Raw genomic sequence first — 26,960 nt, 5'->3', positions numbered from 1 at the left:
TGGTTCCACTTCGCTTCACATTTTAGCAAGCGCCGCTAAAAACGGCGTTACTGCATACCTGATTGCCATACTTTCCCTAATCGCAGTCGTTGCTTTCAAAGTTTAAGCTCTAACTCATTTCTGTCCAAAAGTTTGTCAGCGTATGTAGTTAGTTCGAAGCCTAAATTAATTTAACAACTAAAATATCAATACGAAGAGGTAAATTACACCAGTGTGAACGCGCGTTGACTCTCGGTGACAGGACGTCACCGTGAAGCCTACATGGAAGTATTCACGGCGAGTCATAAGTGTGTTCGCACATTCCTCGCCGGGTAGGCGAAACACTCCCCTGTGATTCATCGGGTGGATGACTACAAATCCCCGCTTGAGGCAAAACCCCACTTTCAGTCATCAGGTTGATGACAACCAAACAAGGCGAAAACCTGTTGGCCCTGTGGATAAGCCCATTAAGTCACTATTTTGACTGCTGAATGAATTACCGTTACTTCGAAGAGACAAATGACCCAGTGCAGATGCGGCTGAGGGTATCGAAAACATGGATGTTTTCGTTAAGCGGCCATGGATGGCGCAAAGCGTCCCGATATAGCATCTGCACATCCCTCGCCGGGCAGGCGAAACACTCCCCGTGACTCATCGGGAGGATGACTACAAATCCTCGCTGGAGGCGAAAACTACCTTGCTACTCATTGGGTAGATGACAGCCAAACACTATATTGAAGATGAGAAAGCGATAACCCTATGCCGCAACCATAGACAACAGTTTGCGGCACAGAACTCGATGCGTGGGATCAGCTGATCCCAGCCACCTTAAGCTAGCAAAGGTTTCAAAAACCTCGCTGTATGCGAAGTCGGATGCTCAGCCACTTGCTCAGGGGTACCTGTAACCAAAATAGTACCACCACCTGAGCCACCTTCTGGGCCTAAGTCGACAATCCAGTCTGCGGTTTTAATCACATCTAGGTTATGTTCGATAACCACCACAGTATTGCCGTGGGCTTTGAGGCGGTGCAGTACATCAAGCAGTAGTTGAATATCAGCAAAATGCAGGCCGGTTGTCGGCTCATCTAAGATATATAAGGTTTTGCCTGTGTCTCGTTTTGACAGCTCTTTGGCCAATTTGACCCGCTGGGCTTCACCGCCGGATAAGGTGGTGGCGCTTTGGCCAAGGCCAATATAGGACAAGCCAACTTCCATCAGCATTTGCAGTTTGCGGGCAATGGCAGGTACCGCATCGAAGAACGCTCGCGCTTCTTCAACGGTCATCTCTAGCACTTCATGGATGTTTTTGCCTTTGTATTTCACCTCGAGCGTTTCGCGGTTATAGCGCTTGCTCTTACAGCTATCACAAGGCACATACACATCTGGTAAGAAGTGCATTTCTACTTTAATTAAACCATCACCCTGACAAGCCTCGCAGCGGCCGCCTTTGACGTTGAACGAGAAGCGTCCTGGTTTGTAACCACGGGCACGGGACTCTTGGGTGGCTGCAAATAGTTCACGAATTGGGGTGAAGATGCCAGTATAAGTTGCTGGATTTGAGCGAGGCGTGCGGCCAATTGGGCTTTGGTCAATATCCACCACCTTGTCACAGTGATCCATGCCCTTAACCTCTTTGTAAGGGGCGGGCTCATCGACTGTTGCGCCGTTTAATTGGCGATGGGCGATTTTGTAGAAGGTGTCATTGATAAGCGTCGACTTACCTGAGCCTGATACGCCAGTGACGCAGGTAAACAGGCCAACAGGGATCTGCAAATCGACATCTTTAAGGTTATTGCCTGAAGCGCCAAATAGTTCGATGAGCTTATCGCCATCGTACTGAGCTGGGCTTTCATGGATTTCAATTTGCTTTTTGCCAGAAATATACTGACCTGTGATGGACTCTTTGCATTGAGTGATGGCTTTTAATGGGCCGTCACAAATCACTTCACCACCGTGAACACCTGCGCCAGGGCCAATATCGATAATATGATCAGCCATGCGGATGGCGTCTTCATCGTGTTCAACCACAATCACGGTATTACCTAGGTCACGCAAGTGGATAAGGGTGTTTAATAGCCGTTCGTTATCACGCTGATGCAGTCCAATTGAGGGTTCATCTAACACGTACATTACGCCTACAAGGCCAGCACCAATTTGACTGGCAAGTCGGATACGTTGGGCCTCACCACCCGATAAGGTATCGGCTGAGCGAGATAGGCTTAAATAATTCAGGCCGACATTAACCAAGAAGCCTAAGCGGTCGCGCACCTCTTTGAGGATCTTTTCAGCAATTTGCGCCCGCTGTCCGCTCAATGAAAGCTTGTCAAAATAGTCCATGGCTTCGCCAATCGACCATTCCGTTAACGTAGGTAAGTTGAGCCCTTCAATAAATACGTTACGGGCTTCTTCACGTAAACGCGAACCGCCACAACTATTACATGATTGGGTGTTGATGTATTTGGCTAGTTCTTCACGTACCGCATTGGATTCGGTTTCCCGATAACGTCGGTCCATGTTATTTAAAATGCCTTCAAATGGATGCTTGCGCACCACTACATCACCGCGATCATTGATGTATTTGAATGAAATACTCTCTTTGCCTGAGCCATGCAAAATGATTTTTTGTACTTTGGTCGTTAGCTGTTTAAATGGCGTTTCCACATCAAAATCATAATGCTCTGCCAGCGAGCTGAGCATTTGGAAATAATAAAAATTACGTCGATCCCAACCGCGTATGGCTCCGCCAGCTAATGATAATTCGTCATTGGTAATGACGCGCGCGGCATCAAAAAACTGCTGTACCCCAAGACCATCACAGGTTTGGCAGGCACCGGCCGGGTTGTTGAATGAGAAAATTCTTGGCTCAAGTTCGGCCATGGAGTAGCCACAATGTGGGCAAGCAAAGTTGGCTGAAAACAGCAGTTCTTCATCTTCACCTTTTTCCATGGGAGCGACACTGGCGATACCGCCTGACAACTCCAACGCCGTTTCAAAGGATTCAGCTAGACGTTGGCTTAAGTCATCGCGCACTTTAAAGCGATCAACCACCACTTCAATGGTATGTTTAACGTGCAGTTCAAGCTCTGGGGGATCGGTTAAGTCACACACTTCACCATCAATTCGGGCACGAATAAACCCTTGTGCGGCCAGGTTATCTAACAGCTTAACGTGCTCACCTTTACGGTCTTTAACCACAGGTGCTAGCAGCATTTGTCGGCTGCCTTCGGGCAGGGTTAATACCTTGTCGACCATTTGGCTAACGGTTTGTGCCGCCAAAGGTTGATGATGGGTTGGACAGCGTGGTTCGCCGACACGGGCAAACAACAGACGCAGATAATCGTAGATTTCGGTAATGGTACCGACGGTAGAACGCGGATTATGGGAAGTGGACTTTTGTTCAATGGAGATAGCCGGGCTTAAGCCTTCGATATGGTCAACATCGGGCTTTTCCATCAAACTTAAAAATTGACGCGCATAGGCTGATAGCGACTCCACATAGCGGCGCTGACCTTCAGCATACAAAGTATCAAATGCTAATGAGGATTTACCAGAACCCGATAGCCCAGTGATGACAATGAGTTTGTCTCTGGGTATGGTTAAATTGATATTTTTCAGGTTGTGGGTTCGTGCGCCACGTACTTCAATGGTATCCATCTACTTCGCCAATCCTACCGAAAACAAAAGAGCGTAATTATCGCACAAAACCCTATTCAGATCCTATCTAAACGTGATCAAAATCATGCGCGACAGTGAGCTATTTCGTATAGATGCATTACAGATGGATTTTCTTTTGAGCTGGTTAAATGCTTCGTGATAACATGCGCCACTTATTTATGTATTCAGATCAGGGCGGGAAATGGCTAATAACGGACTTTCGAAGACTGAGAAAAAAGTCGCCTTTTCGTTAGCCAGTGTATTTGGTTTACGCATGATGGGCTTGTTTATGATCATGCCTGTCTTTGCACTTTACGGTCAGCACTTACAAGGCTTTTCGCCTTTGTGGGTGGGTATTGCTATTGGTGCTTACGGCTTAACTCAAGCACTGTTACAAATTCCAATGGGCATTTTGTCCGATAAATACGGCCGTAAGCCGATTATTATGGCGGGGCTGTTGTTGTTTGCTATCGGTAGTGTGGTTGCTGCGATGGCAGACACCATATACGGCGTAGTGGCCGGGCGGGCGATGCAGGGAATGGGTGCCATTGCCGCCGCGGTACTGGCATTAGCGGCAGACCTAACCCGTGATGAGCAGCGAACCAAAGTCATGGCGATTATCGGCATGTGTATTGGGTTCTCGTTTGCACTTTCGCTGCTGGTTGGCCCGATCGTGGCACAGCAACTGGGGTTATCTGGCTTGTTTGCCATGACCGCAGGCTTGGCGTTACTGGGTATGGTGATTGTGCAGTTGATGGTGCCAACACCCATCAGCCAAGCCCCCAAGGGGGATACGGTGGCAACACCGGCTAAATTGAAAGCCATGTTGTTTGACCCGCAGCTGTTTCGTCTCGATGCCGGTATTTTCATTTTGCACTTAGTATTAACGGCAGTCTTTGTGGCCTTGCCGTTAGATTTAGTCGATGCGGGTCTCGCCAAAGAAAAGCATTGGATGTTGTACTTCCCCGCCTTTATGGGGGCGTTTTTCTTGATGGTGCCGCTGATTATCATCGGTGTGAAAAAGAAAAATACCAAGGCCACTTTCCAAGTTGCCTTGATGATTATGATGCTAGCATTGGCGGCGATGGCACTGTACGCCAACAACTTGCTGGTACTGAGTATCGCAGTGGTATTATTCTTTACGGGCTTTAACTACCTCGAAGCTTCATTGCCGAGTTTGATTGCTAAATTTTGCCCGGTTGGCGACAAAGGCTCTGCCATGGGGGTTTATTCGACCAGTCAATTTTTAGGGGCGTTTTGTGGCGGTTTATTAGGTGGCGGTGCCTACCAATTGCTGGGTGCAGCCGGGGTATTTGCAGTGGCATTTGTACTGATGGCACTATGGCTTGTATTGACAATTGGAATGAAAAATCCCGTTTTGTTAAAGAGTTATACGCTAGAGGCCGTGGTTGAAGGTAAAGCACAAGCTCAGGCCATGGCGACCGAACTGTCGAAGCTAAAAGGCGTTGCTGAAGCCATCGTGGTATTAGAAGAAAAAGTGGCTTATTTAAAAGTTGATGAGCATTTCGATTTGAGAGAAGCGCGAGCTGTGTTAGGCTCTGTCAATTAACTCGTGTTGTGGTGTCGCATGAGTATGTATATTAGATTTTGTAAGAATATCGCAGGAGATTTCAATGGCCAGTCGTGGTGTCAATAAGGTAATTTTGGTCGGTAACTTAGGGAAAGACCCTGAAGTACGCTACATGCCAAATGGCAATGCCGTAGCCAACTTTACAGTGGCTACCAGTGAGACTTGGAAAGACCAACAAGGTCAACAACAAGAGCGCACAGAGTGGCATAACATTGTTATGTATCGTCGTTTAGCAGAAGTGGCTGGCGAATACTTGAAGAAAGGCTCAAAGGTTTACCTAGAAGGTAAATTGCAGACGAGCAAGTGGCAAGATCAGCAAACTGGACAAGACCGTTACAAAACAGAAATCAACGCCAGTGAAATGCAGATGCTAGATAGCCGAGGCCAAGGTGGTCAGCAAGGTGGCGGTGGTTACGGCCAACAGCAGCAAGGTGGTTATAACGCGCCACAACAGCAGCAACAACGTCCAGCTCCACAGCAAAGCGCACCGCAACAAAATGCTGCGCCACAGCAAGGTGGATATGGTCAGCAGCAACAAGCTGCTCCAGCACAGCAGCCACAAGGTGGTTACGGTCAGCAACAACAAGCTGCACCTGCAGCGCAACCTGCTTATGCGCCTAAACCACAAAATGCGCCGCAGCAACGTCCTGCGCCACAACCTCAACAACAGGCTGCGCCGCAGCAAAACTTTACCCCAGATTTAGACGACGGCTGGGATGATGATATCCCGTTCTAAGTCGAAGTTAGCATAATGAAAAAACCGCTCAATGAGCGGTTTTTTTATGTGAATTAAAAAGGCTGGTTGACGGTAAAGCGGAAAATTGAATCGTCTTTGCTAAAGCCAAAATCAGCTCGGGCAATAATGTTCTCAATAAATACCCTAATACCGACACCGGCGCTCCACTTCATGTTGTTGTGCAGTGCGCTAAAATCGAGCTTGTCACTGACGTTGCCAAGCTCTGCAAAGACGGCAGTTTGCCACCACGGAAAATCATAACGACTCAACACTGGCACACGACTTTGTGGTTGCCATTTGGGGATCATTCTAAGCTCTGCACCATAAAACAGTGCACTGCGATCATGCATATAGTTGTCACCATAACCGCGCATTCTATCGGGGCCACCTAGCACAGATTGGGCAAACCAGTCGGGCTGACGATGGGCTTTATCGTTCTGCCATGTGGGGGTATCAGAGAGGTATCCGGTTAACGACAGTGTTTGTTGTTGGTTGATGCGATTACTGCCCAGATCGAAATAGTGGCTGTGCTGGACTTCCCAGCGGGTGTAACTGGCTCGTTCGCTGCCGCCCCAATCTCTTAGTACTTTAGCGTAGCTGTGATAACCGCGGCTAGGCGAGGGGGTGTAGTCCCGTGCGTCTTGATCTAGCGTGACGCTAATGCCATAGGTTTCACCTGCCACATTGGCAACTTTATCTGAGCGGAACTCACGACTTTTGTAGAAGGGTTCAACCTCTAATACCCTTGTTACAGGCTGCGCTTGCAAGCCAGTCATCGAATTTACTGATTCCGCAGGTGTTTGATTGAGCAAATAGCGAAACGTCATTTGCCAGTCGCGCTGCAAGTAAGATGCGTCGCTGGGCACATCAATAGGTTCATCAGGTTGCTCACCTAAGTACATTTCGGTATCGGTAAAGTCCGCTTGCAGGGCTGAGATATCGAATGTCCAACGCGCTGATAATGCGTAGTTGAAGTAGCCTAAATAGCTGATGTAGCTGTCATTGACTGAATATGCACCAAAGCCGACCGCTTGAGCTTGCGCTTGACCAAGGCCGGTTACGGCGACCACGGAGCCTGCTAATAGCCCTGTGCTTTCCATTGCGCCAACAATAGGAATGATCACGGTTTCTTGCGCTTGCTCAGTGTCATGACTTGCATGAATAACCAACTCGGCCTCGTCAGCGTGGACATAGACAACTGAACCGAGTAGCGCAGCCGTAGCAAGCATTAGACGCTTAACGACCTTAGCTTGAGAAGTGGCTTCTTCAGATTGTGCTTTAGCTAAGTTAGGTTGCGAAAATGGCTTCATGTTGTTGGCTCACAGCTAGTTGGTTAACAGATACGGCGTTATCTGTAGCGATGTGAGAATGATAGAGTTTTGCTGCTGAGGAACAATGAATAAGAGCTATTCAATTTTGCATTTGCTAATGTAAGATTGATGGTAAGGTATTGATTTTAAATGGCGTAAAAGGTTGGTTGGTATATGTGATAGACCTAAGGCACAGATAGTAAACAGGCAAGCGCTTAACTCATCCAGAAGTCGCCAATAAATACCGGTATGGTTAAGCGCTGCAAAGATCAGTCGTTTTTAAGGGTGTTTAAACACGTTGCAATTTGCGCCGATAACCCCGTGTCGACAGTTTCCCAGTTAAACTGGCTGATATTGGTGTTGTTAACCTGCAAGCTCTCTGTCGTGAGCTTGCCATTGGCTGTTTGCAGTTTGCCATAATCGGGTGTGCGATTGCTCCAATGTTGACCATTGAGACCTTGGGCGTAGCCATAGCAATAAATATGTTGCATATACTGCTGATCAAAAGGCGCGCTAGCGGGGGCTGATGGCACTTTACCGTCCATGTATGACAAGTTAAATGATGAGTTAGTTAACTGACTTTGTTGATATATTTGTGCGATATTACTTCTGCCTTGATATTTGATCATGGTGGCAATAGAACGTCCCATGATGTCAGTAATCGATAGCTTGGTTGGATGCCAATTAGCAGCGATGCGAGAGTTACTAATAAGCCAAATATGGTTTTTTGCACGGGGTTGATTTTGGTGGCCAAGTTGGCTGAGGTTGTGGTTTTCAAGCTGTTCGAACGCTTCAATATCCATATCCTCAGGCATGAAGAATACTTGAGCTACCACGCCACCATCCACATGCATTTCATCAAATGGTTCACCATCAACTAAGGTTGGGATGAGCACAGGCTCGAATATGCCTGGGATTGAGGCAGAAGCTAAAATGACATTTTCAAACAGCTGCTCAGCTTCCGCTGTTTCATGCATGGCGATGGCACCCATATTCCAAATCACAGGTCTTTGCTCATCAAGGTTGGTGGTTTTTACTAGAAAGGTTCTACCGCGTAAGTGTTGTTGTTTCACTTTATCAAGCAGTGGCCGATTAATCTCGCTTCTGACTCTAGCTTCAAAAGCGGCGGTATTAAGCAGTGAAGAGCTGGAAAACAGCTGCCAAATATAGCGGCTCTCGTACAGGTCTTTATCTGATAGCTGAGTGTAAAAGCTGGTTAGTTTATCGTCGTGATCTGGGCCTAAAAATGCATATAAGCCTATGATTGCTCCGGTACTTATTCCGGTGACGAGTCGGTATTCAGGTCTTGTTTTACTGTGGGTTAAGCCGTTGAGTAATCCAGCGCCATATGCACCGTTGGCGCCACCGCCTGAGATAGTGAGGTGGTGTTGGTCTTTAAGCTTGTTGTGCTCATCGACCAGCAGCGAAATATCAAAAGTATCCTGACGTTGGGCTTCATTGTTGGTGTGCTGCTCAATGGTAAATGGCACATCCCCCCAATGGCGTATCGTCGGGTCGTTGAGCAAATGAGTGATGGAGTCAGGTTGAGAAGGCGCGACAATCCGATCGGGTTGGCTACTACAGGCGATCAGTAAAAGTGAAAGTAGGCACGCGCATATTGTTTTTGTCATTGGTGGCCATCTCAGATTGGTTGAAGCAGAAACACTGCTTGATATTACTTGATTGTAAGCTTAGTTGATTGTAAGCCAGTTAATTGAATGTAAACAAGTTTGGTTGTTGCGCCGCAAGTGCTAAATCGAATAATGCGCAGATGGGACAAGGTATGAGAGATAAATTAAAGGCCACCTGTAAGGCGGCCTTTAGTCATCGCTTTTGGCTCAGTTATTCGCTGACTTGGGTGCTGTCATCAAACTCGTAATCACTGAGACTGTCATTTTGACTAATGTCTACGGCTTTGATTGGATTACCTGTCGCCCAGAGCTTACGCAGTTTTGGATTGTGGCTGACATCGAGGCTGCTAATTTGATTGTCAGTGATATACAGCTTACTAAGCTTAGGGCTTAGGCTGACATCGATTTTTGTCAATTGGTTGTACATCAATCCTAGGCTAGAGATCTTGTTGTTAGCTGGCAGGGTTAGCGCTGATAGCTGATTGCTGTCTAGGCCGATTTGAACCAACGCCTTATTGGCACTGAAATCCATTTTGGTTAGTTGGTTTTCTTTAGCCCATAAATAACGCAGCGCTGGAGTATGGCTAAGGTCAAGCTGGCTAAGCTGATTGCCCACGACGCTAAGATTAGTCAACTTCGGTGTCGCACTGACATCGATCTCAGTCAGTTGATTGAAAGAGACATCTAGCTCTTCAAGCATGGGAGTATGGCTCAAATCAATTTGCTTGAGTTTTGCTGAAATCACCGCCAAATCTTTTAGTTTGCCGCTATGACTTAAGTCAATCTCGGTTAGCGATTTAGTCTCTAGCCTTAACACTTCAAGGTTAGGGGTATGGCTTAGATCAATTTCGGCGAGCTTTTTACTGTCTAGCGACAGGCTTTTTAGCTTGGGATTATGGCTTAAATTGACCTTGGTGATTTCATTGCCTGCAAAGGTGGCACTTTCTAATGCGGGGAAGTATTTAAGATCTTCTAGGCTTTGCATGGGGAGGTGACGGCAGTTTAGCTTTCTTGTCACGCTAGGGTCTGTTACCCGATGCACTTGGACACATTGTTTAAAATTGGCGTCGGCAAAGTTAATGCTTTCTACCTCCGTGATAGGTGTCGCATGAACTAGGCTTGTGGAAAATACAGCCAATAATGAAGCAATAATCGTTTTATTATTCATTAGCTTAAGTCTCTCTCCTTGATAAAGGCCGCATCTTAGCTTGTTGCTTGGATAAATTGCAAGTCATTATATTTAAAGCATTTTCTTTACCTGTTATGCTTCGATAGAGACATGTTGCTGTTAGTTTAACTAACTGTGACAGTGGTTTGTCATCGATTGCTTAATTACTTGTTATTAATGATTGATTTAATAAAAAATTTCAGCAAATTTAACTATTTTTTTAATTTGTTATCTCTTACGCATTTCCACCAATAACCTCGGGTGTAGATCACATTTGCCTAACCAAATTTTTACATACCTCTATTTAGGTAACAAAATGTAATAGACATAAAAATAATAAGGTTATTGGCACTGTGAAGGTGCAGGAGATGAAGATGATGAATAGTAAACACTTTATCATCGCTATACCGGTTATTTTAGGCATAGGGATGTCAAATGCGATTGCAGCTTGGGATGAAAATACCGGCTGCTTAAGTTGCCATGAAGGCATAGAACAATTTTCCGATATCGACATGATGGCGGATTTAAGCTGTGTGGATTGTCATAATGGTCAAGGTGAGGCGACCACACTTGAGGCGGGGCATAAGGATATGTGGGCAAATCCCACTGACTTGCGTGTGGTAGCAAATACCTGCGGAGAGTGCCACAGTGAAGAAGTTGAAAATGCCAAAACGTCTATCCATGCCACCATGTCAGGGATGATTTCTGGCACACGTTACAACTTTGGCAGTCAAACACGCGATGCAATTCATGCAACCTATGATGTAAAAGCACTTAAAACAGGTCGTGAAGGCACAGTGGCAGAGCTCACTCAGCTACCAAGCTATGATCCCAACCTCCCTGAATCTGATAGTAATTCTCCTGGCGATGACTATTTAAGAAATCAATGTTTGCGTTGCCATTTATGGAGTGATGGCCATCAGCGTGATGGCGACTATCGCGCATCGGGCTGCGCAGCATGTCATGTTGAGTACAGTAATGCTGCGACCTATGAAGGTGGCGATAAAGCGATAGACAAAACTCAAAAAGACCGTCCAAGAAAGCACCAGATGACACGTGCCCCTTCGGTGGAGCAATGTCAGCATTGTCATAATCGCGGTGGCCGCACTGGGGTGAGCTACATGGGGATGATGGAGTCCGATGGTTATGGCACGCCCTATAAAGAAGATGGTAGCAAGCAAGGCAAGTTACATGGTAAGCACTACAACTTCTTACAAGCCGATTTGCACTATGATGCTGGCATGAGCTGTATTGATTGCCACACAAAAGATGAGATGCACGGCGATGGCTATCTTTATACTAAAAAGGAGTTTGCGGTAGAAGTGCGCTGCGAAACCTGTCATGGCACCACTAAAGAAGCGGCCACATTAAAAACGGCTCGTGGTAACCCGATGACTAACCTATCACGTTCAGGAAATAGCGTCACGTTAACCACTAAAATTGATGGCAAACAGCTTAATGTGCCGCAGTTAAATGGGGCGAAATTATCGCCTGAAGGTGAAGTGGCCATGGTGAAGATTGCCAGTCACATGGAGAAAATGGAATGCTCTACTTGTCATGCTGCATGGGCACCACAATGTTATGGTTGCCATGCAAAACAAGATATTAGCAAGCCAAACGGCGATTGGCTAAGTGGCTCTCACAGCGATATGTCGCAATTGGGTAAGAAAGCTAATTTAGATAAACAAGCCTTTAGCTGGAACGAGTCGCGCTCTTATGTGCGCTGGGAAAACCCCGCACTTGGTATTAATCATCGCGGCAAGGTTTCGACTTTTGTACCGGGTTGCCAAGTGTTCTTAACCCAGGTTAATGGTGATAAGGCGATAGTAGCCAATAAAACCTATGTCACTAAAGATGGCACCAGTGGCTTGTCCCATAACCCAATTCAACCTCATACAATGAGTAAGCGTTCGCGTACTTGTGAGGAGTGCCATACTAATCCAAAAGTCCTTGGTTTAGGCTCGGGTCAGTATGATATCCAGCGAAACTTCCCTGATGGTCAGGCACCGGTTGATTTTGAGTTAGAACGGTTTGTTGATGAGCAAGGCAATCAATTGCAATCGACTTCTCATGAGGGAGCAAGGCCATTTAATAAAGCGGAAATGCAGCGAATTCAACGGGTAGGAACCTGTTTGGCCTGTCATGGTAGTGATGAGATAGGTGCCACAGGTCAAGCCCCAGATGATGTGACCCATATGAAATTGATCCAGAAAATGGCCGAACAAGCCAATTAGGCGCTAATACCAACCGGCATAAAGATGTGATCGCTCAGCGAGAGTTTAGCGCTTTTGAGACAAGGCAACGAATGAAGGGCATAGTTACTCTACGTTCAAGTTCGTTTACACAGTATCAGAAGCGCTAAAACTCGCCCTTTGGGAGCTTTTTTGGCTGCCTATTTCTTCGTTGAATAACTTCCTAATAGAACCACTATTACTTCAGTTATTCGTCTCGAACTAGTTTGCCCAAAATAGCTCTGAGTAGATCACTTTCTTATGCCGATTGGTATAAATAAGCTCAAGACAAAAACACCGCAGTCGATGCGGTGTTTTTTTACATTAATGGCTATGGGTGGAGACAGATTGAGTCACGCCAGCTTCGGTGGCGAGTTGTGTTGCTATCTGGCTGAATTGTTGGTTAATTTGCTGCATCTCATTTTGCACAATATTACTGGCTTGTCTAAGGGTACTTGGCATGTGTTTTAGGTATTTTTTGCCAGTGTCGGTTTGGTAAAAAGCAGTTAATTCCTTTAACTCTTGTTCGGTATAAGTTTGCAGGTATAGCTCAATAAAAGCCGGTTCAATCTTCGCCCAGTTAAGTTGCTGCTTGGCTAAGGCGAATGCTTTGTCACGGTATTGGGTTTCTAACTCTCTGTGCTCGCGGGTTAAGGCAATGTCCTTAATCATGTGGGCGTAACTGGCTTTGAGTTGATAGAGGGCTTGTTCAATCACATCTTGGGCGTAGGTCGCTTTAAGTAGAGCTTGCGCTGCTTGCTGGTGGCTATTAGCGGCCTCGCTGAGTTGCTGGGCATTCAAGCGTGGGCTTGCCACTGCGATGGTGCTCATTAGGCTGAACATCACCAACATAAGTAAAATGGGCCTGGTAAACATTAACGCTCCTTAGGTATCCATAACTAGATAAACGCACTGGTGCGTAGAGCACCAGTGCGTTTTGGGCTTACTTCAAGCTCGCTTTAATCGCGACACCGTTACTGTTGCCTTCATCAATGGTGGTAATGTAATACCAACCTGATTGTGGATTGGAGACAGTAAAGCTCTCGCTGGTGCTATTGGCAGTAACCGACGCTTGCTCGTAGCTGGTAGCGTTTGGCCAACTGCGGCCGCCATACAAACTGATATCACCATTACCGTGCCCTGTTGAGACCGTTAACTCAGTGCTACCTTCATCAATCCACAATGAGAAGTAGTTGGTGCCTGAATCTGAACAGGCTGCTACACCAGCAGTTAGGCGACCACCACTTTGCGCGCCTTGAGAGAGACACACATTGTCGACATCGCTGACAGGTGGTGTGGTTGGATTGCCATTGCCGTTAATACTGACCGACAAGGTGACGCCGCTGTATTCAGTTTCAGTGTCAATGGCGATATAGCGCCAGCCGCGATTGGCAACAACTTGCAGTGACTCTTCATTACCTGCACTCACTGAGCTGGCTTGAGCATTGCCACTGTCAGCCCAAGTATCAGCGTTATAGTAGATATTGGCATCGCCGCTACCACCTGATGTGCTGATGGTTAACGTGGTATTATCCTCTTCGATGTAAACATAGAAGCTACCACGGCCGCCGCTAATACATTCATCACTGCCTAAGGTTAATTGACCATAAGTGATGGTTGCTGCACCGCAGTCAGGAGTTGGGGTTCCACCGCCATTGTCTCCACCACCGTTATCGCCACCGCCATTATCTCCGCCGCCATTGTCACCGCCTTGGGCTGGATCGGGGTCAGCAACGACTTCAGTGGTGCTAACGAGTAGGTCTACGCCACCAAATTCACCTGAAAGGGTGAGGTAGTGCCAGTATTGATCTGGGTTAAGTTGGACCTTGATGACTTCGTGGTTACCGTTACCGATGCCATAGCCTTCGTTACTTTCACCGCTTGCCCAGCCTTGGGAGCTAAAGTAGATATCTGCATCACCCCAACCATCGCCGACTTTAATCCATAGCTCCTGAGCGCTACGGTCGACATTGGCAAAGGCAAAGCTTGCACGACCAGCTTGTGAGTCGATACATTCCATGGGTTGATCAATGACAAGGCTTGCATCAGGGTTATAACGATAGGCTTCGCTGGTGACGGTACAAGGAGCATAGTCAGTACTGATGGTGGAAACTGGACCTGCCCAGTTGCCTTCGCTACCACTTGCCATGGCCTCTGCATCAGATGGACCTCGGTCGACGATGCCATTATCAGCCGTGCTTAGACCACTGGTTAGCCAGCCGCGCCACTCATTGTCATAACGGGTGCCAATATTGTCGATAAAGGCTTGGTATTCAGCATATTGGTCGTTACGCAAGTAGGCTAAGATCTGGTCGACATCAGACTTATGATTTTCAAACATAAATCGAACTGCTAGGTAGCCCCAACGGTAGATGCGGTCTTGGCCAGAATCATAGGTATTTTTAAAGATGGTCGACAGATCAAACTCTTGGGTTTCCCCTAACTCAATTGCTCGGGTATTTGCATCGCGATAGGAGATATATTCCGCTAGGCCTTCAATCCACCAAATGGTGTTGGCAGAGATGCTGCGGCTAAAATCGCCTTGCAGGTTATAGCGACCATCAAGGTAGTGAACGTATTCGTGTTGCAAGTTCCATACATGGAAATCAGGGACACGCCATTCAGCTTCATAGGCAATGAAGCGGGCTTGGTTTTTCAGTCCAGCTGGTGAGCCTTCCAAATACATACCGCCGTTGTTGGTTGCAATACCGAAGAAAGTGCCGGCGTAAGATTGATAGTCGCTTGAGCTATTAAATACCACTAACTCTAGGGCTTCGTTATTGTCATTGGCCACTGGCGTGTTGGCGGTCGACAACTTGCTGTGGAAGTAAACTTCCTGGTCACCAAGCACATCACAGGCCCATTTGGCCTGGTCTTGATACATTTGCTGCGCACGGATGGTTAAGGTATTCGAACACTGCCAATTAAATGCTAATGTTTCCGCTTCTAGCTGTGCCTTAAAGCCACAAATGTCGTAGTAGTTACAGTTGGCGCGATCATAGTAGTCTGCCATGCTAGCAGCCGCCATCCACACAACTTTTGAGCTATCGTTTTTACTTGAGCTGTCTAGTACGGCTTTAACTAAATTGGTTACCCGTGCTTTCATCTCTGGGATGTAGTACAGGCGAGACATTTCTCGTACAGCATTGGTGAGGACATACTCTGCATCCGTTCCGACTAGGTGACGATTTGCGAGTTGGAAGTTATTCAACGAGTCGAGAATGGATTGATCGGTGGCAAAAAGCGCCTTGAGTTCATCATCCCACTGAGCTCTAAATAGGGTGGTGAAAATCGCATTAGCTGCGGCATTCATGCCCCAGTTTACTTCCCAGTCCGCGTTGTATTCACTGAGGACGCGTTTAGTGACGTAGTTAAAATGTGCCCCTAAATGCGCTGAATCTATCCAAATCAAGGCTTCTTTTAACACCCCTGAATTTTCAGTTGATGCAGTCCAGATATTGGCATTGTTAAACAGGTTAGTTAGTGCGGTTTTAAAGTCATTGATGGCCGCCGTTGAATAGGGTGCTACATCATCCGGACTGTAAAATTGCACATAAAGTGCTGCACGGATGTAGTAGATGATGGATTCGATACCTGTGGTATCTGTGCCGGTGTAATTGAGGGCGCGATCACGTACTGCTGCGGCAGCCATGCGAATATTTGACTCACTAAACAATGCCGTCGCGTCAGCGCCTTTTACATTGTATAGCGGGCTTACACATTGTGGATCTGATTGCGCCAGCTTATCGATTAGCGGCCAACCATTTAAACCGACAAAATTCTCACAGTCGGCAGCCGCTTGTGGACCAACATGACCGATAGGGCCAGCAGCGGCCATCGGTATAGCCTGTGGTTGCTGGCTGCCCAATGCTGGCAGTGGTTGTTTTACTGCCGTCGCATTGGCAGCTAACTGTGTATTTGCATGTGCGCCTAAGCTTGTTGCTAAGCCTAAGGCGATGACCAGGGTATTAAGTTTCATGGGGTCTCCATTACTTGTTGATTGCAGAATTTTTCTGCGTATTTATTTGTCTGCTTTGCAGATCTTTTTTGGTTTTCTAGTAGATGAAGTGACCACGCTGACTTCTAGACCACACACTTCAGTTAGTTAACATTAATGCAACAATATAGTCACTAAAATAAAATATACAATATAAAATTGATCAAATTCACAGCAGTTTTATGACGGAAAGTTATAAATTGGCTAAATTTCAATCCGTTACGAGTCCAACTTTTTTGACTTTGCTGATTGGCTTAGAAATCGAAAATGTCGTTACTGGGCAGTTGCCGCTAATGCAGCACCATTGACTGACTAAGATTGAGCAGTACACTCAACTTATTCGATGAGTAAATACAGGGATTAGCATGCCTCAGTTTGCGCCACTTAATGACTTTCAAGCCATTCAATTTGACAATCCTGGTGAGGCAGATGTGCTTTACCTTGGCTGCACTAGCCTACCCGATCCCCAACCGGGTGAGGTGGTCATTAAAGTACATTATGCCGGTGTTAATGGTCCCGATGTTGCTCAGCGTAAAGGCCTTTATCCACCCCCAAAAGGTGCGAGTGCGATTTTGGGACTGGAAGTGGCAGGAGAAGTGGTTGCTTGTGGTGATGGGGTTGAGCAGTGGCACCTTGGGCAGCAAGTATGTGCTTTGGTGCCCGGCGGAGGCTACAGTGAATATGTACTAACCCAAGCCAGCCATTGTTTACCAATCCCAGATGGGTGCTCTTTAGCGCAGGCTGCAGCATTACCTGAAACCTTTTTCACGGTTTGGAGTAATGTGTTTATGCAAGGCAAGTTAAGCCAAGGGCAAAGCTTGCTAATTCATGGTGGTTCCGGTGGTATTGGTTCAACAGCAATATTGCTAGCCAAACAATTTGGGGCAAGGGTGTTAACGACATCCTCGACGCAGCAGAAAATGGACTATTGCCGGCAGTTAGGGGCTGACTTTAGTTTTAATTATCATGATTCTGATCTTATTGATCAGGTGTTAGACGCCACTGCTGGCCGTGGCGTCGATATGATATTAGATATGGCGGGCGGCGACTTTATCAATCTTAACCTGAAGATGCTGGCATTAGATGGCAAGCTGATCTCCATTGCCTTGCAACGTGGCGCAAAAGCGCAGGTGGATCTATTTCGGATCATGGCTAAAAGAATCACTTGGTACGGCTCGACATTAAGGCCGCAAAGTAACCAAGCAAAAGCTCGCATCGCCGCGCAATTAAATGAGCATGTTTGGCCACTACTCAATCAACAGATGTCATTGCTCCCCGTGGATAAAGTGTTTTCGTTGACACAAGCTGCAGATGCCCACCGAATGATGGAGTCCGGTGAGCATCACGGCAAGCTGGTGCTGAAGTTGATATAAGCTGTGCGCTTATTGAATCAGTGGATGGTGTAAGCGCAGTGAGTGATGGCGTTGTCATCATTTTGCCATCTCGCTGACATAAGTATGTCAATAATTTTGGCCAGTATCCTGTAAAACCGAGTGAGCTGTAGAATATTTTTCGCAAATAAAACTTGAATAAATGACTCTTTCGGCTAAATTTCGATACAAGTGGTTTAAGCCTGTTCAAACAGCAGTAAATTGCATAAATGTTAAGCGTTTTACGCTTGATTTTTTAAATCATTTAATCAAAAGTAGGCGATATTGATGAGTAACATCAGTTGCTTAATTAATATGCTTACTTTATTAGCGAACTTATTTATTTCAGGTATGTGTTGATTTGAGGGTATTGGCATATATGTATAACACATCACAAGATCCAGTTTGGTTCGGTGAGCTACGTACTCCACGTGGCAACACCATTCTCGTTCATGACAAGCAGTTTCCTGAGGCCAGTCAGGGGCGTGTCTATTTTTACAATACGACGCGGGATGCCATCATTGAGTATGCTGAAGATATCGTTTCGGCGAATTTGCATGATCTCGATGACGCGCAGTTAAAAGCGGCTCAAGCTGAATATGGCTCGGCATGGCAAGCAGCTCGCGACGAATTTATGCAAAAGCATGACGGCTGGGTGGAAGCCACGCAATCGAAACCGGCGCCTAAGAAAGCAAAACCCGTTGATGAACCTGTCGATGATGACAGTGATGATGCGGAGCTTGAAGTCGATAGTATGGATGACGACTTTGAAGACAGCTGGTCGAGTGACGACGATTAACATCTAGCGTTAGCTGCGGCAGATTTAGCAACAAAAAAGCACTACTAAATTTAATTTATGTAGTGCTTTTTTGTTAGCCGATCCCGATTTAAGCGAACGGGGCGTTCGCGCTGCGGCAATGGATTGGCAACTAGCGCTAAAAGGTATCAAATTGGTAGCGACTGATATGGTGATAACACTCATTAGGTGCGATCCAAGGGTTACCTGGTAATTGCGGTTGATTTGGTGCATCGGGCAGTTGCTGCGGCTCCAAACAGACACCCTGATGGTTTTGTAGCAGCTTGCCCTTTCGACCTGGGGTATCGGCTAAAAAGTTGGCGCCGTAGAGTTGTACACTAGGCTGATTAGTATAGAGCGTTAGACTTCGTCCTTGGCTAGCATCACTCAATACGGCGGTCTTTTGCAGTTCATCACCGCTGTTATCGAATAAATAGCAGTGATCGAAGCCGTTAGTGCTGGCAAGTTCATCGGATGATTGCCCTGTTGCCAATGATTGTGGCTGGCGCAGGTCGAGCACAGATCCTGCAACATCAATCACCCCTTCAGGGATCCCCTGACTATTTAAGTTAAGGCACTTATCCGTTAGCACTTGGATTTGATGATCTTGGTTACTGGTTTGCCCAAGTCCTCCCAGATTAAAATAACTGTGCTGGGTCAAGCTAATAGGGCAGGCTTTATCGGTAGCGGCAAATATTTCCACATAGAGATTATTGCCCACTAAACGGTAGTCTAGCTGTACATTGCAGTTTCCTGGAAAGCCCATGTCACCATCGGGACTCATAAGGCTTAGCCTGACGCCATCGGGCAATGCGCCCATATGCCAGTTTTTACGGTTAAAGCCTTGTTCGCCACCGTGTAAGCAATTGTTTTGGTGATTATTGCTTAGGGAGTATGTTTGCCCTTGGTATTGGGTTTGAGCCCCTGCGATACGGTTAGCATAGCGACCCGCAATGGCGCCTAGGTGGGCTTGTTGATTTAAATAGTCTTCAGCTGTGTCACACCCAAGTACCACGTTACCGCGTTCATCATCTTTATTAGGCACCCATAACGATCGAATAATGCCCCCTAGGCTGATCACTTCCATCGCGATGGTGCCATTGTCGATATATATCCGTTCTATCTGGCCACCACGAGGATCTTGCCATGGGGTTAATGGGCGAACTCTTATCATGTTTTCAATCCTTAAAAGAGGCCAGTTGGCGATTGATGATGTCCATTTTTCTGCCAGCACCTTTAGCGTGATGAGCTAAAACTCTCCCTTTGGGAGCTTTTTTGGCTGCCTACTTCTTCGTTGAATAACTTCCCAATAGAACCACTATTACTTAAGTTATTCGCCTCGAACTAGTTTGCCAAAAATAGCTCTGAGGAGTAGGTCACTTTCTTATGCCGATTGATATGGCAGTTCAGTGCCCAATAGTGTCACATCTATTTGATTAATCAGGATGAATACGTATGCGTATTGGCCTTTTTAATACAAATCTTCATCTAGTCGGGTTGCGCCATCACTTGCTGAGCATAGGTAGACAGTTGCTTCTAAGCCGGTTGCCTTGGCGTAATTTGCTTCCACGGTTTCGACCACGGCATCGGTGAGGGCATGGTCAACTAAGGCCACCACACAACCGCCAAAGCCACCACCGGTCATCCGCACGCCACCTTGATTGCCAATGACTTTATCGATCATTTCAACGAGTTGATCGATAGCGGGGACGGTGATTTCAAAATCATCTCGCATCGACTGATGTGATTGCGCCATTAATTCGCTGAGTCTGGCGATATCATTGCTTGCTAACGCTTGGCTTGCTTGTTGGGTGCGACGATTTTCTGTGAGCACATGACGGGCACGTTTGTAAGCTGTTTCATCTAGCTGGGCCTTGGCTGCTTCAAGTTGGCCTAGGCTCACGTGGCGTAAGCTTTCTACGCCAAAATGGTTGGCGACCGCTTCACACTGCTCGCGGCGTAAATTGTATTCTGACTCCACTAAGCCGCGCTGCACATTTGAATTAATAATAATCAGGCTCAAGCTTTCAGGGATCGGCACAGGTTCGCTGTCGAGATCTTCGCAATCAATCAGTAGTGCATGATCTTGTTCACCAAGGGCGCTGATCATTTGATCCATAATGCCGCAAGCACAACCCACATATTGGTTCTCACCGCGTTGTGCCATTTGCGCAACGGCCAGGGGAGAAAGGCGTAATTGGCTGCAATCATTCACCGCGGTGCCAAAGGCGATCTCAAGTGCTGCAGAGGAGGATAGTCCAGCGCCAAGTGGGACGTTACCCACCACGGCTAAATCTAGCCCTTTTGCGGGTAACCCTGAAGTGGCTAATGCTGATGTGAATCCTTTAAGGTAGTTTATCCAGCTGCCTTGTTCTTCTGGTTGGCCTTCTTGACCAAATTGCCAGGTTTTAATGTCGCCGCTAAAGGCATCTGATACTGCTCTAAAGGTATCATCTTCGCGGCGCTTTACCGCAATAATGGTGTGAAAGTTAATCGCAGCAGGCAATACAAAGCCGTCGTTATAATCGGTATGTTCACCGATCAAGTTCACTCTACCCGGTGCCAGATAGAGATCGTCAGCTGTAGTGCCAAAAGTTTGCACAAAAAGTTTATTCGCGCGCTGTGCGGGATTAGACATGCTCAAAAGCTTCTCTTAAAAATGCCTTATTAGGCCAGTAATTTACGTGACGGTACTTGATGACCGTTTACCTACCATTGCGATTAACAATGACAATTAAATTTATATCATGACTTTGTCTAAGCTGTAACCCGGTTTTTATGTCTATGTCATTAAATAGTGTTCTATGGGCTGCTCAGCGAGTCGTTTGGCTGCTTGCTCAGGTGTCATGTCACGCTGCGGTTCGGCCAGCATTTCATAGCCGACCATAAACTTCTTCACGCTGGCACTGCGAAGTAGTGGTGGATAGAAATGACCATGGAGTTGCCACTCTGGATGATCTTGACCGTCAAACGGTGCCCCGTGCCAGCCCATGGAGTAGGGGAAGCTGGTTTGAAATAAGTTGTCGTATCGGCAGGTCAGTGACTGCAGTATCGCAGCTAATGAGTGGCGCTGCTGCACCGTGAGTTGGTGTAAATGAGCTACTCGAAATCGGGGTAGTAGTAGGGTTTCAAACGGCCAGCTTGCCCACCAAGGTACTAATGCCACCCAATGTGGATTGACATCAATCAGCCGCTGCTGATGTTGTAGCTCTTTTTCTACATAGTCGAGTAATAGTGGATATGCATGTTTATCAAAGTAGCGCTGTTGATTGTTGCCCTCTTTTATCGCTTCGTTGGGAAGGGTATCCGCGGCCCAAATTTGTCCGTGGGGGTGGGGATTTGAGCACCCCATGGCAGCGCCCTTGTTTTCAAATACTTGCACCCATGGATACCGCTGCCCAAGCTCGGCAACTTGCTCACACCAGGTATTGATCACTGCAAGCATTTGTTGCGGCGCTAGCAATGGCAAGGTTTTACTGTGATCAGGGCTAAAGCATACGACGCGGCTGGTACCGCTGACAGATTGGATGCCAAATAGCGGGTCTAGCTCATGGTGAGCTGGGGTGTGGTTTTGTAAGGCCGCAAAGTCATTGGTAAACACAAAAGGCTGTTGGTAGTTTGGGTTTACCTCGCCGTTGATACGCTGATTACCCGGGCACAAAAAGCACTGGTTGTCATAGGGCTGCATTGCCTGCAGTGCGCTAGGTTCCTGTTGTCCTTGCCATGGGCGCTTAGCTCGATGTGGCGACACTAATACCCAGCTATCGGTTAGTGGGTTATAGCGGCGATGGCTGTGCTCATTACAATCAAACTGATTCATGCTTTGGTTCATGACTTTATGGCAGATAGTGGCGATGACTGAGTGGGTTTAAACAGCAAACGATTCAGTGTTAGGGTGACTAAAATGGTAGCCAGCAAGGTGATCGCCATAAGATGAATGAAGTGTAGTGGCGTCCAAACAAAGGTAAATAGCGCATATAAGCCCACCCCAAATACCAGTCCGCTTTTAATCGCCCCAGCACTGACATTTTTAAATACTAATGCGCAAATAAATGCGGCGAGAACCGGCATTGAATACAAGCCATTAAGTTGCTGCAGCAAAGCGATAATGCTTTCAGATTGGGCGAACAATGGCACCAAAGCGACGGCGATACAGGTAAAAGCCAGTGCCACGCGCGTGCCTATCTTGCGCACATCGGCATTGGCATTGATGTAGTTTTGGTGGATATCACAGGTATATAACGCAGCCGCTGAGTTGAGACAGGAATTAAAGGAGCTCAATACGGCCCCAGCCATTACCGCAGCAAAGGCACCTGACAACCAAGGGGGCAGCAGATCACCGACTAATTGACCATAAGCCACATCGCCGACATCACCATAGAGTTTGAAAGCAACAATCCCCGGCAAAACCACAATCACAGGGATGATCAGTTTTAACACCACCGCAGCGTATAGGCCTTTTTGCGCTTCAGCCACTGACTTTGCTGCGAGTGCTCGCTGGGTGATCACCATATTGGTGCCCCAGTAAAAGATCTGAATAAATATCATCCCGGTGAGTAAGGTTGTCCAAGGAATGCTGGATTGGGCATCACCGATTAAGGTGATGCGATCAATCGGCAGGCCGGATAGATCCCAGTTGATCGCATTCATTGCTAATCCCGAGACAACAACTCCCATGACTAACAAGCCGATACCGTTCAAGCTATCAGAGATGGCGATGGCTCTTAATCCGCCGAAAATAGCGTAGATTGCCCCAACCACCGCAAAGATGGTCGCCAACGCTGTGATGGATATTTGCCATTGGAACATTGACTTCATAAACAGTGAGCCGGTGTATAGCACCACAGGCAATAGGATAAAAGCATACCCAAGCATGAACAGCACCGACACCATGGCACGAATGCCTTTATCTTGGTACTTACGTTCGAGCAGTTCAGTGGTGGTGGTGCAATTGTAGCGGTAATAGATTGGGATGAGCCATTTGGCGAGAATAATCAGCCCGATTGCTGCGGCGATTTCCCACCAGGCGACTAATAAAGCTTGGGCACCGTTCATGCCGACGATCTGCTCGGCACTGATGTTTGTCATCATCAACGAGCCAGCAACCACCACCCATGACAAGCCTCCGCCTGCCAGGAAATAGTCTTTACTGTCATTGGGATCACGGCTGATTCGGCGACACTTTAAATAGGTGATTAGGGCCACTAAAGCGGTCAAACCGAAAAAAATGGCCAGTTGGATATGTTGTTGCATGACGTTTCGCTTCCTTATTCGGCCGACTGTCTAGCTTGTTGACGGATAGATTGCTTGGGATCTATCGGCATAATGCTAAATTCAAATTGCATCGGCTCAGCTTTAATACGGTAGGGTTCATGCACTGGGCGCCCCCATGAGGTATCGCCGCCCACGCCCATTTGTTTGTGGTCAATATTCCATGTGACAAACTCTCGGTAAGGAATTTCTGCGCCATGGTTAGTGGTCACAGGCACCAGTCCCGATGCGGATGCTTGCGCATCGTTGGGGCGAAAATCAATATCGCTGAGGGCAAACGGCCACACGCTGGTTTGCAGTGGCTGGTTAGCCACGGCTAACAGACCTTGCTGGTTAATATCACGCACCGCAACGTAGCGAACTTCAGTGCGCTGACCGGTTTCTTGTGGGCGCGCATAACGATGGAATCCATCTTCAACAGCGTAGTGATATAGACCGATTGGGTTAGCGCTGGCTCTGTCGATATAGCTTTCATCAGGGCCTCGGCCAAAGTAACTGATAAAGCGCTGTGAAAATGGCAAGCGAGTGATAAAACCAAATTTAGGCAAGTCGGGTAGGGCTTGCTCGCCGGGGACAAATTCACTGGATATATTGAGTGCGCCAGTCTGGGTGAGCTGATAGCGATTGGTGATGCTAAAGCCAAGCTTAGGGTGGACATGCTTTGTTGTTAGTTTACCATCTTGGCTTTGTATCGATTCGAGGACTAATTGCTCGCCCGCATCTTGCCAAACGCCAGCCCACTTAGGCATGTCATTGCCAAGGTCATTGTCGGTTGGTGCTCGCCAGAACTGATTCACTAGCGGCGCAACTAATTGCGGGTGGTTTTGGTGGATGATTTGGCTGAGCCAGCCACTGTCCATGGCAATTAGATATTGAGTATCACCCTTGCTCAGCACATAGTGATTTGACTGCTTGTCTTGGGTGATTGCTGCGTTGAGTAGTGGCGCGGTTTTTACCTTAGCTGACTGTAGCTCAAATTGCTCAAAGGCAACCACATGCCCAGTGGCGATTAAGTCGCTGGGTTTGGTGTGCTTAACCTCAAGTAACAGATGATAATCATATTGAGGCAGCCAAGCTGGACTGAGCAAGTCAATGGTGTGTTCAGCACTATCGCCCGGTTTGATGCTTGGCATATCAAGCTGGTGGCTGGCGATGGTTTCACCGTCACGCTGTAATTGCCAATGAAGTTGTAGCCCTTGGGTGTTGATAAAGTCGTAGCGATTTTTCAGGTTAACTCTGACTTGGCGGTGTTTAGCATTTGTCTGCGTTAATTCTGCGCCAGAGAGTTTGATCGGTTGGTAGACCTTTTTCACTTGTGCCAAATGTGGGTGAGGCTGCCTGTCTGGATCCACTAACCCATTGTTTAAGAAGTTGCCATCGGTAGGCATGTCGGCGTGATAATCCTTGCCGTAGGCCCAGTATCGTTGTCCGCGCTGGTTAATGAAGGCTAATGATTGGTCCACCCAATCCCAGATAAAGCCACCTTGTAGTTGTGGGTGCGCATCAATGACGTCCCAGTAATCTTGTAAGTTGCCAACCGAGTTACCCATGGCGTGGGCGTATTCGATCATGATAAGCGGGCGGTCGCGCGGCTCGCTGGCGTAGGCTTTGAGCTTGTCTATTGACGGGTACATAGGGGCGACAATATCAGTGTACGCGGCGCTGCCTGCTGGCTCGTATTGCACCGGTCGGCTAGGGTCTCGTTGTTTCATCCATTGATACAGCTGAGCAAATAATTTGCCGTGCCCAGCCTCATTACCCATAGACCAAATGATAATCGAAGGATGGTTTTTATCCCGCTCCATCATCCGTTTTACCCGCGCTAAATGAGCCGGGTACCAGCTCATCTCGTTACCAATTTGGGTCGATTCATTGACTGCTAACGGATGAGATTCAATATTGGCTTCGTCTATCACATACAGGCCGTAGCGGTCGGTTAAGCTTAACCAATAGGGATCGTTTGGATAATGACTAGAACGTACCGCATTGATGTTATGCTGTTTCATTAGCGCAATATCTTTATGCATACTGGCTCGACTCACCACATGACCGTTATCTGGGTCAGTTTCGTGACGATCGACCCCGCGAATCGTAATGGCTTTGCCGTTGACCAACAGCTGGCCTTGGCTGATACGAATGTCACGAAAGCCAATATTGACTGGGCTGATTTGCAGCAGCTTGTTCTGGTTGTCATGCAGGCTGACAAACAACCGATATAACCAAGGGGTTTCGGCGCTCCAGAGCTGTGGGTCGGCTAAGTTGTCGGTAAATTTAACCACTTCATCAGTATTTGCAGCAAGGGGTTGCTTCGCCTGTTTAACCAGTTTTCCCTGGGGATCAAATAGTTGATAACTAACTTGTGTGGTGTGTTGACCTGGATTGTTGACCCTAAATTCAAAATTAAGCGCGGCGTTATTTCGCTTGGGGCTTAACTGGTATTTGGCGTCAATATCAGCAATGTGTGTCATGGGTCGTGCGTAGAGGTAGACGTCACGTTCAATACCACTGACCCGCAGCATATCTTGGCTTTCTAAGTAGCTGGCATCACTCCAGCGAATAATTTGCATGGCCAACAGGTTGTCACCGGCTTTCAAATAAGGCGTTAAATCAAATTCAGCAGGTGTTTTGGCGCCTTGGCTGTAACCTACCTCTTGGCCATTTAGGGCCACGGTTAATGCTGAACGAGCTGCCCCTACATGCAAAATGACCTGTTGTCCTTGCCAGTGGGGAGGCAAAGTGAAGGTTTTCCGGTAACTGCCCGTCGGGTTGTATTGAGTGGGAGCATTGGGCCATTGCGTGGTAAATGGGTAACGCTCATCTAAGTAAATGGCTTGACCATAGCCTTGGGTTTCCCAGTTTCCTGGTACTTGGATCTGCTGCCAGTTAGCCGAATCTAGCTCAGCTACGGTAAGGTTTGTTGATGCATAGTTCTTAGGCGCGTTACTGGGATTTTGGGCAAAGTGGAATTGCCAGCTGCCATTAAGATCAAGATAACGGTCACTGTGCAGCGGCTGATTTTCCATGGCCATCAGTTGATTACCATAGGCAAAGAGGCTGGCTCTTGGCGGCAGTTTATTGATTTCAAAAACTTGATGATCTTGCCAGCGATCTTGTGCCTGTGCGAGATGGGGAGTTAACAGCGCCAATAACAGTAATAATGGCGTGATTAGTTGCTCAAAGTGCGAGGGCTTAGCTGGTAAACGAGTCATAATTATTATTGTTGATG

16 protein-coding genes are annotated in these 26,960 nt (G+C 47.2%); 5 read left to right on the top strand and 11 right to left on the bottom strand.

Translation table 11 applies throughout. The features are described from left to right. Positions 1–807: 807 nt before the first annotated feature. Positions 808–3,633, bottom strand: coding sequence for an excinuclease ABC subunit UvrA (gene uvrA, locus ACHUFW_RS05945; RefSeq protein ID WP_394201409.1), 2,826 nt, complete (start codon positions 3,631–3,633; stop codon positions 808–810). 202 nt (positions 3,634–3,835) lie between these two features. Here uvrA and ACHUFW_RS05940 point away from each other — a divergent pair, with 202 nt between their 5' ends. Together ACHUFW_RS05940 and ACHUFW_RS05935 are read left to right on the top strand one after the other, a co-directional pair. Then, positions 3,836–5,203 carry an MFS transporter gene (locus ACHUFW_RS05940; protein ID WP_394201408.1) on the top strand — a complete coding sequence of 456 codons (1,368 nt, stop codon included), beginning with the start codon at positions 3,836–3,838 and terminating at the stop codon, positions 5,201–5,203. Positions 5,204–5,267: 64 nt separating this feature from the next. Next, a complete protein-coding gene (locus ACHUFW_RS05935; protein ID WP_394201407.1) occupies positions 5,268–5,960 on the top strand; it encodes a single-stranded DNA-binding protein in 693 nt (230 codons plus the stop codon). Positions 5,961–6,013: 53 nt separating this feature from the next. Here ACHUFW_RS05935 and ACHUFW_RS05930 read toward each other — a convergent pair whose 3' ends face one another. From ACHUFW_RS05930 to ACHUFW_RS05920, 3 genes are all read right to left on the bottom strand, one after another. Continuing rightward, positions 6,014–7,270 carry a BamA/TamA family outer membrane protein gene (locus ACHUFW_RS05930; protein WP_394201405.1) on the bottom strand — a complete coding sequence of 419 codons (1,257 nt, stop codon included), beginning with the start codon at positions 7,268–7,270 and terminating at the stop codon, positions 6,014–6,016. A 269-nt stretch (positions 7,271–7,539) separates the two neighbouring features. After that, a complete protein-coding gene (locus ACHUFW_RS05925; RefSeq protein WP_394201403.1) occupies positions 7,540–8,901 on the bottom strand; it encodes a patatin-like phospholipase family protein in 1,362 nt (453 codons plus the stop codon). A gap of 211 nt (positions 8,902–9,112) precedes the next feature. Further along, positions 9,113–10,069, bottom strand: a complete 957-nt coding sequence (locus ACHUFW_RS05920) for a leucine-rich repeat domain-containing protein (RefSeq protein WP_394201402.1) — start codon at positions 10,067–10,069, stop codon at positions 9,113–9,115. A 374-nt stretch (positions 10,070–10,443) separates the two neighbouring features. On the opposite strand from ACHUFW_RS05920, the gene ACHUFW_RS05915 reads away from it, so the two are divergent. Next, positions 10,444–12,303, top strand: coding sequence for a multiheme c-type cytochrome (locus ACHUFW_RS05915; RefSeq protein WP_394201400.1), 1,860 nt, complete (start codon positions 10,444–10,446; stop codon positions 12,301–12,303). 321 nt (positions 12,304–12,624) lie between these two features. Here the strand turns inward: ACHUFW_RS05915 and ACHUFW_RS05910 are convergent, their stop codons facing one another. After that, entirely contained in the window at positions 12,625–13,176 is a 552-nt protein-coding gene (locus ACHUFW_RS05910) for a DUF2059 domain-containing protein (protein WP_394201399.1), read from the bottom strand. Between the two features lie 67 nt (positions 13,177–13,243). Continuing rightward, on the bottom strand, positions 13,244–16,279 hold the full coding sequence (locus tag ACHUFW_RS05905; RefSeq protein WP_394201398.1) for a M9 family metallopeptidase: 3,036 nt from the start codon (positions 16,277–16,279) through the stop codon (positions 13,244–13,246). A gap of 383 nt (positions 16,280–16,662) precedes the next feature. On the opposite strand from ACHUFW_RS05905, the gene ACHUFW_RS05900 reads away from it, so the two are divergent. Continuing rightward, a complete protein-coding gene (locus ACHUFW_RS05900; protein WP_394201397.1) occupies positions 16,663–17,670 on the top strand; it encodes an NAD(P)H-quinone oxidoreductase in 1,008 nt (335 codons plus the stop codon). A 376-nt stretch (positions 17,671–18,046) separates the two neighbouring features. Next, on the top strand, positions 18,047–18,466 hold the full coding sequence (locus ACHUFW_RS05895; protein ID WP_394201396.1) for a hypothetical protein: 420 nt from the start codon (positions 18,047–18,049) through the stop codon (positions 18,464–18,466). 136 nt (positions 18,467–18,602) lie between these two features. On the opposite strand, the gene ACHUFW_RS05890 is transcribed toward ACHUFW_RS05895, so the two are convergent. The 5 genes from ACHUFW_RS05890 to ACHUFW_RS05870 all read right to left on the bottom strand — a co-directional run bounded on the left by ACHUFW_RS05890 (position 18,603) and on the right by ACHUFW_RS05870 (position 26,943). Continuing rightward, positions 18,603–19,637: an aldose epimerase family protein gene (locus ACHUFW_RS05890; RefSeq protein ID WP_394201395.1), complete on the bottom strand. Its 1,035-nt coding sequence runs from the start codon at positions 19,635–19,637 to the stop codon at positions 18,603–18,605. Between the two features lie 297 nt (positions 19,638–19,934). Next, a complete protein-coding gene (galK, locus tag ACHUFW_RS05885) occupies positions 19,935–21,101 on the bottom strand; it encodes a galactokinase (RefSeq protein WP_394201392.1) in 1,167 nt (388 codons plus the stop codon). Between the two features lie 144 nt (positions 21,102–21,245). Then, positions 21,246–22,283, bottom strand: coding sequence for a UDP-glucose--hexose-1-phosphate uridylyltransferase (locus tag ACHUFW_RS05880; RefSeq protein ID WP_394201390.1), 1,038 nt, complete (start codon positions 22,281–22,283; stop codon positions 21,246–21,248). Positions 22,284–22,291: 8 nt separating this feature from the next. Further along, the gene (locus ACHUFW_RS05875) at positions 22,292–23,716 is read right to left on the bottom strand and encodes a solute:sodium symporter family transporter (protein ID WP_394201389.1); all 1,425 of its coding nucleotides are present in this window, start codon (positions 23,714–23,716) and stop codon (positions 22,292–22,294) included. Between the two features lie 14 nt (positions 23,717–23,730). Then, positions 23,731–26,943, bottom strand: coding sequence for a glycoside hydrolase family 2 TIM barrel-domain containing protein (locus ACHUFW_RS05870; RefSeq protein ID WP_394201387.1), 3,213 nt, complete (start codon positions 26,941–26,943; stop codon positions 23,731–23,733). Positions 26,944–26,960 lie beyond the last annotated feature (17 nt).

This window comes from Shewanella waksmanii, from assembly GCF_043643685.1.
GTDB classification, from domain to species: domain Bacteria; phylum Pseudomonadota; class Gammaproteobacteria; order Enterobacterales; family Shewanellaceae; genus Shewanella; species Shewanella waksmanii_A.
The sequence above is the reverse complement of the archived record's forward strand: the minus strand, read 5'-3'. Positions and strand labels throughout refer to the sequence as shown.

What these genes read in the sequence shown, in the direction of transcription:
- ACHUFW_RS05925 (WP_394201403.1), bottom strand. Translation starts at nt 8,901, where the DNA reads ATGACAAAAACAATATGCGCGTGCCTACTTTCACTTTTACTGATCGCC.
- ACHUFW_RS05900 (WP_394201397.1), top strand. Translation starts at nt 16,663, where the DNA reads ATGCCTCAGTTTGCGCCACTTAATGACTTTCAAGCCATTCAATTTGAC.
- ACHUFW_RS05920 (WP_394201402.1), bottom strand. Translation starts at nt 10,069, where the DNA reads ATGAATAATAAAACGATTATTGCTTCATTATTGGCTGTATTTTCCACA.
- ACHUFW_RS05910 (WP_394201399.1), bottom strand. Translation starts at nt 13,176, where the DNA reads ATGTTTACCAGGCCCATTTTACTTATGTTGGTGATGTTCAGCCTAATG.
- ACHUFW_RS05905 (WP_394201398.1), bottom strand. Translation starts at nt 16,279, where the DNA reads ATGAAACTTAATACCCTGGTCATCGCCTTAGGCTTAGCAACAAGCTTA.
- ACHUFW_RS05935 (WP_394201407.1), top strand. Translation starts at nt 5,268, where the DNA reads ATGGCCAGTCGTGGTGTCAATAAGGTAATTTTGGTCGGTAACTTAGGG.
- ACHUFW_RS05870 (WP_394201387.1), bottom strand. Translation starts at nt 26,943, where the DNA reads ATGACTCGTTTACCAGCTAAGCCCTCGCACTTTGAGCAACTAATCACG.
- ACHUFW_RS05895 (WP_394201396.1), top strand. Translation starts at nt 18,047, where the DNA reads ATGTATAACACATCACAAGATCCAGTTTGGTTCGGTGAGCTACGTACT.
- uvrA (WP_394201409.1), bottom strand. Translation starts at nt 3,633, where the DNA reads ATGGATACCATTGAAGTACGTGGCGCACGAACCCACAACCTGAAAAAT.
- ACHUFW_RS05915 (WP_394201400.1), top strand. Translation starts at nt 10,444, where the DNA reads ATGATGAATAGTAAACACTTTATCATCGCTATACCGGTTATTTTAGGC.
- ACHUFW_RS05880 (WP_394201390.1), bottom strand. Translation starts at nt 22,283, where the DNA reads ATGAATCAGTTTGATTGTAATGAGCACAGCCATCGCCGCTATAACCCA.
- ACHUFW_RS05930 (WP_394201405.1), bottom strand. Translation starts at nt 7,270, where the DNA reads ATGAAGCCATTTTCGCAACCTAACTTAGCTAAAGCACAATCTGAAGAA.
- ACHUFW_RS05940 (WP_394201408.1), top strand. Translation starts at nt 3,836, where the DNA reads ATGGCTAATAACGGACTTTCGAAGACTGAGAAAAAAGTCGCCTTTTCG.
- galK (WP_394201392.1), bottom strand. Translation starts at nt 21,101, where the DNA reads ATGTCTAATCCCGCACAGCGCGCGAATAAACTTTTTGTGCAAACTTTT.
- ACHUFW_RS05890 (WP_394201395.1), bottom strand. Translation starts at nt 19,637, where the DNA reads ATGATAAGAGTTCGCCCATTAACCCCATGGCAAGATCCTCGTGGTGGC.
- ACHUFW_RS05875 (WP_394201389.1), bottom strand. Translation starts at nt 23,716, where the DNA reads ATGCAACAACATATCCAACTGGCCATTTTTTTCGGTTTGACCGCTTTA.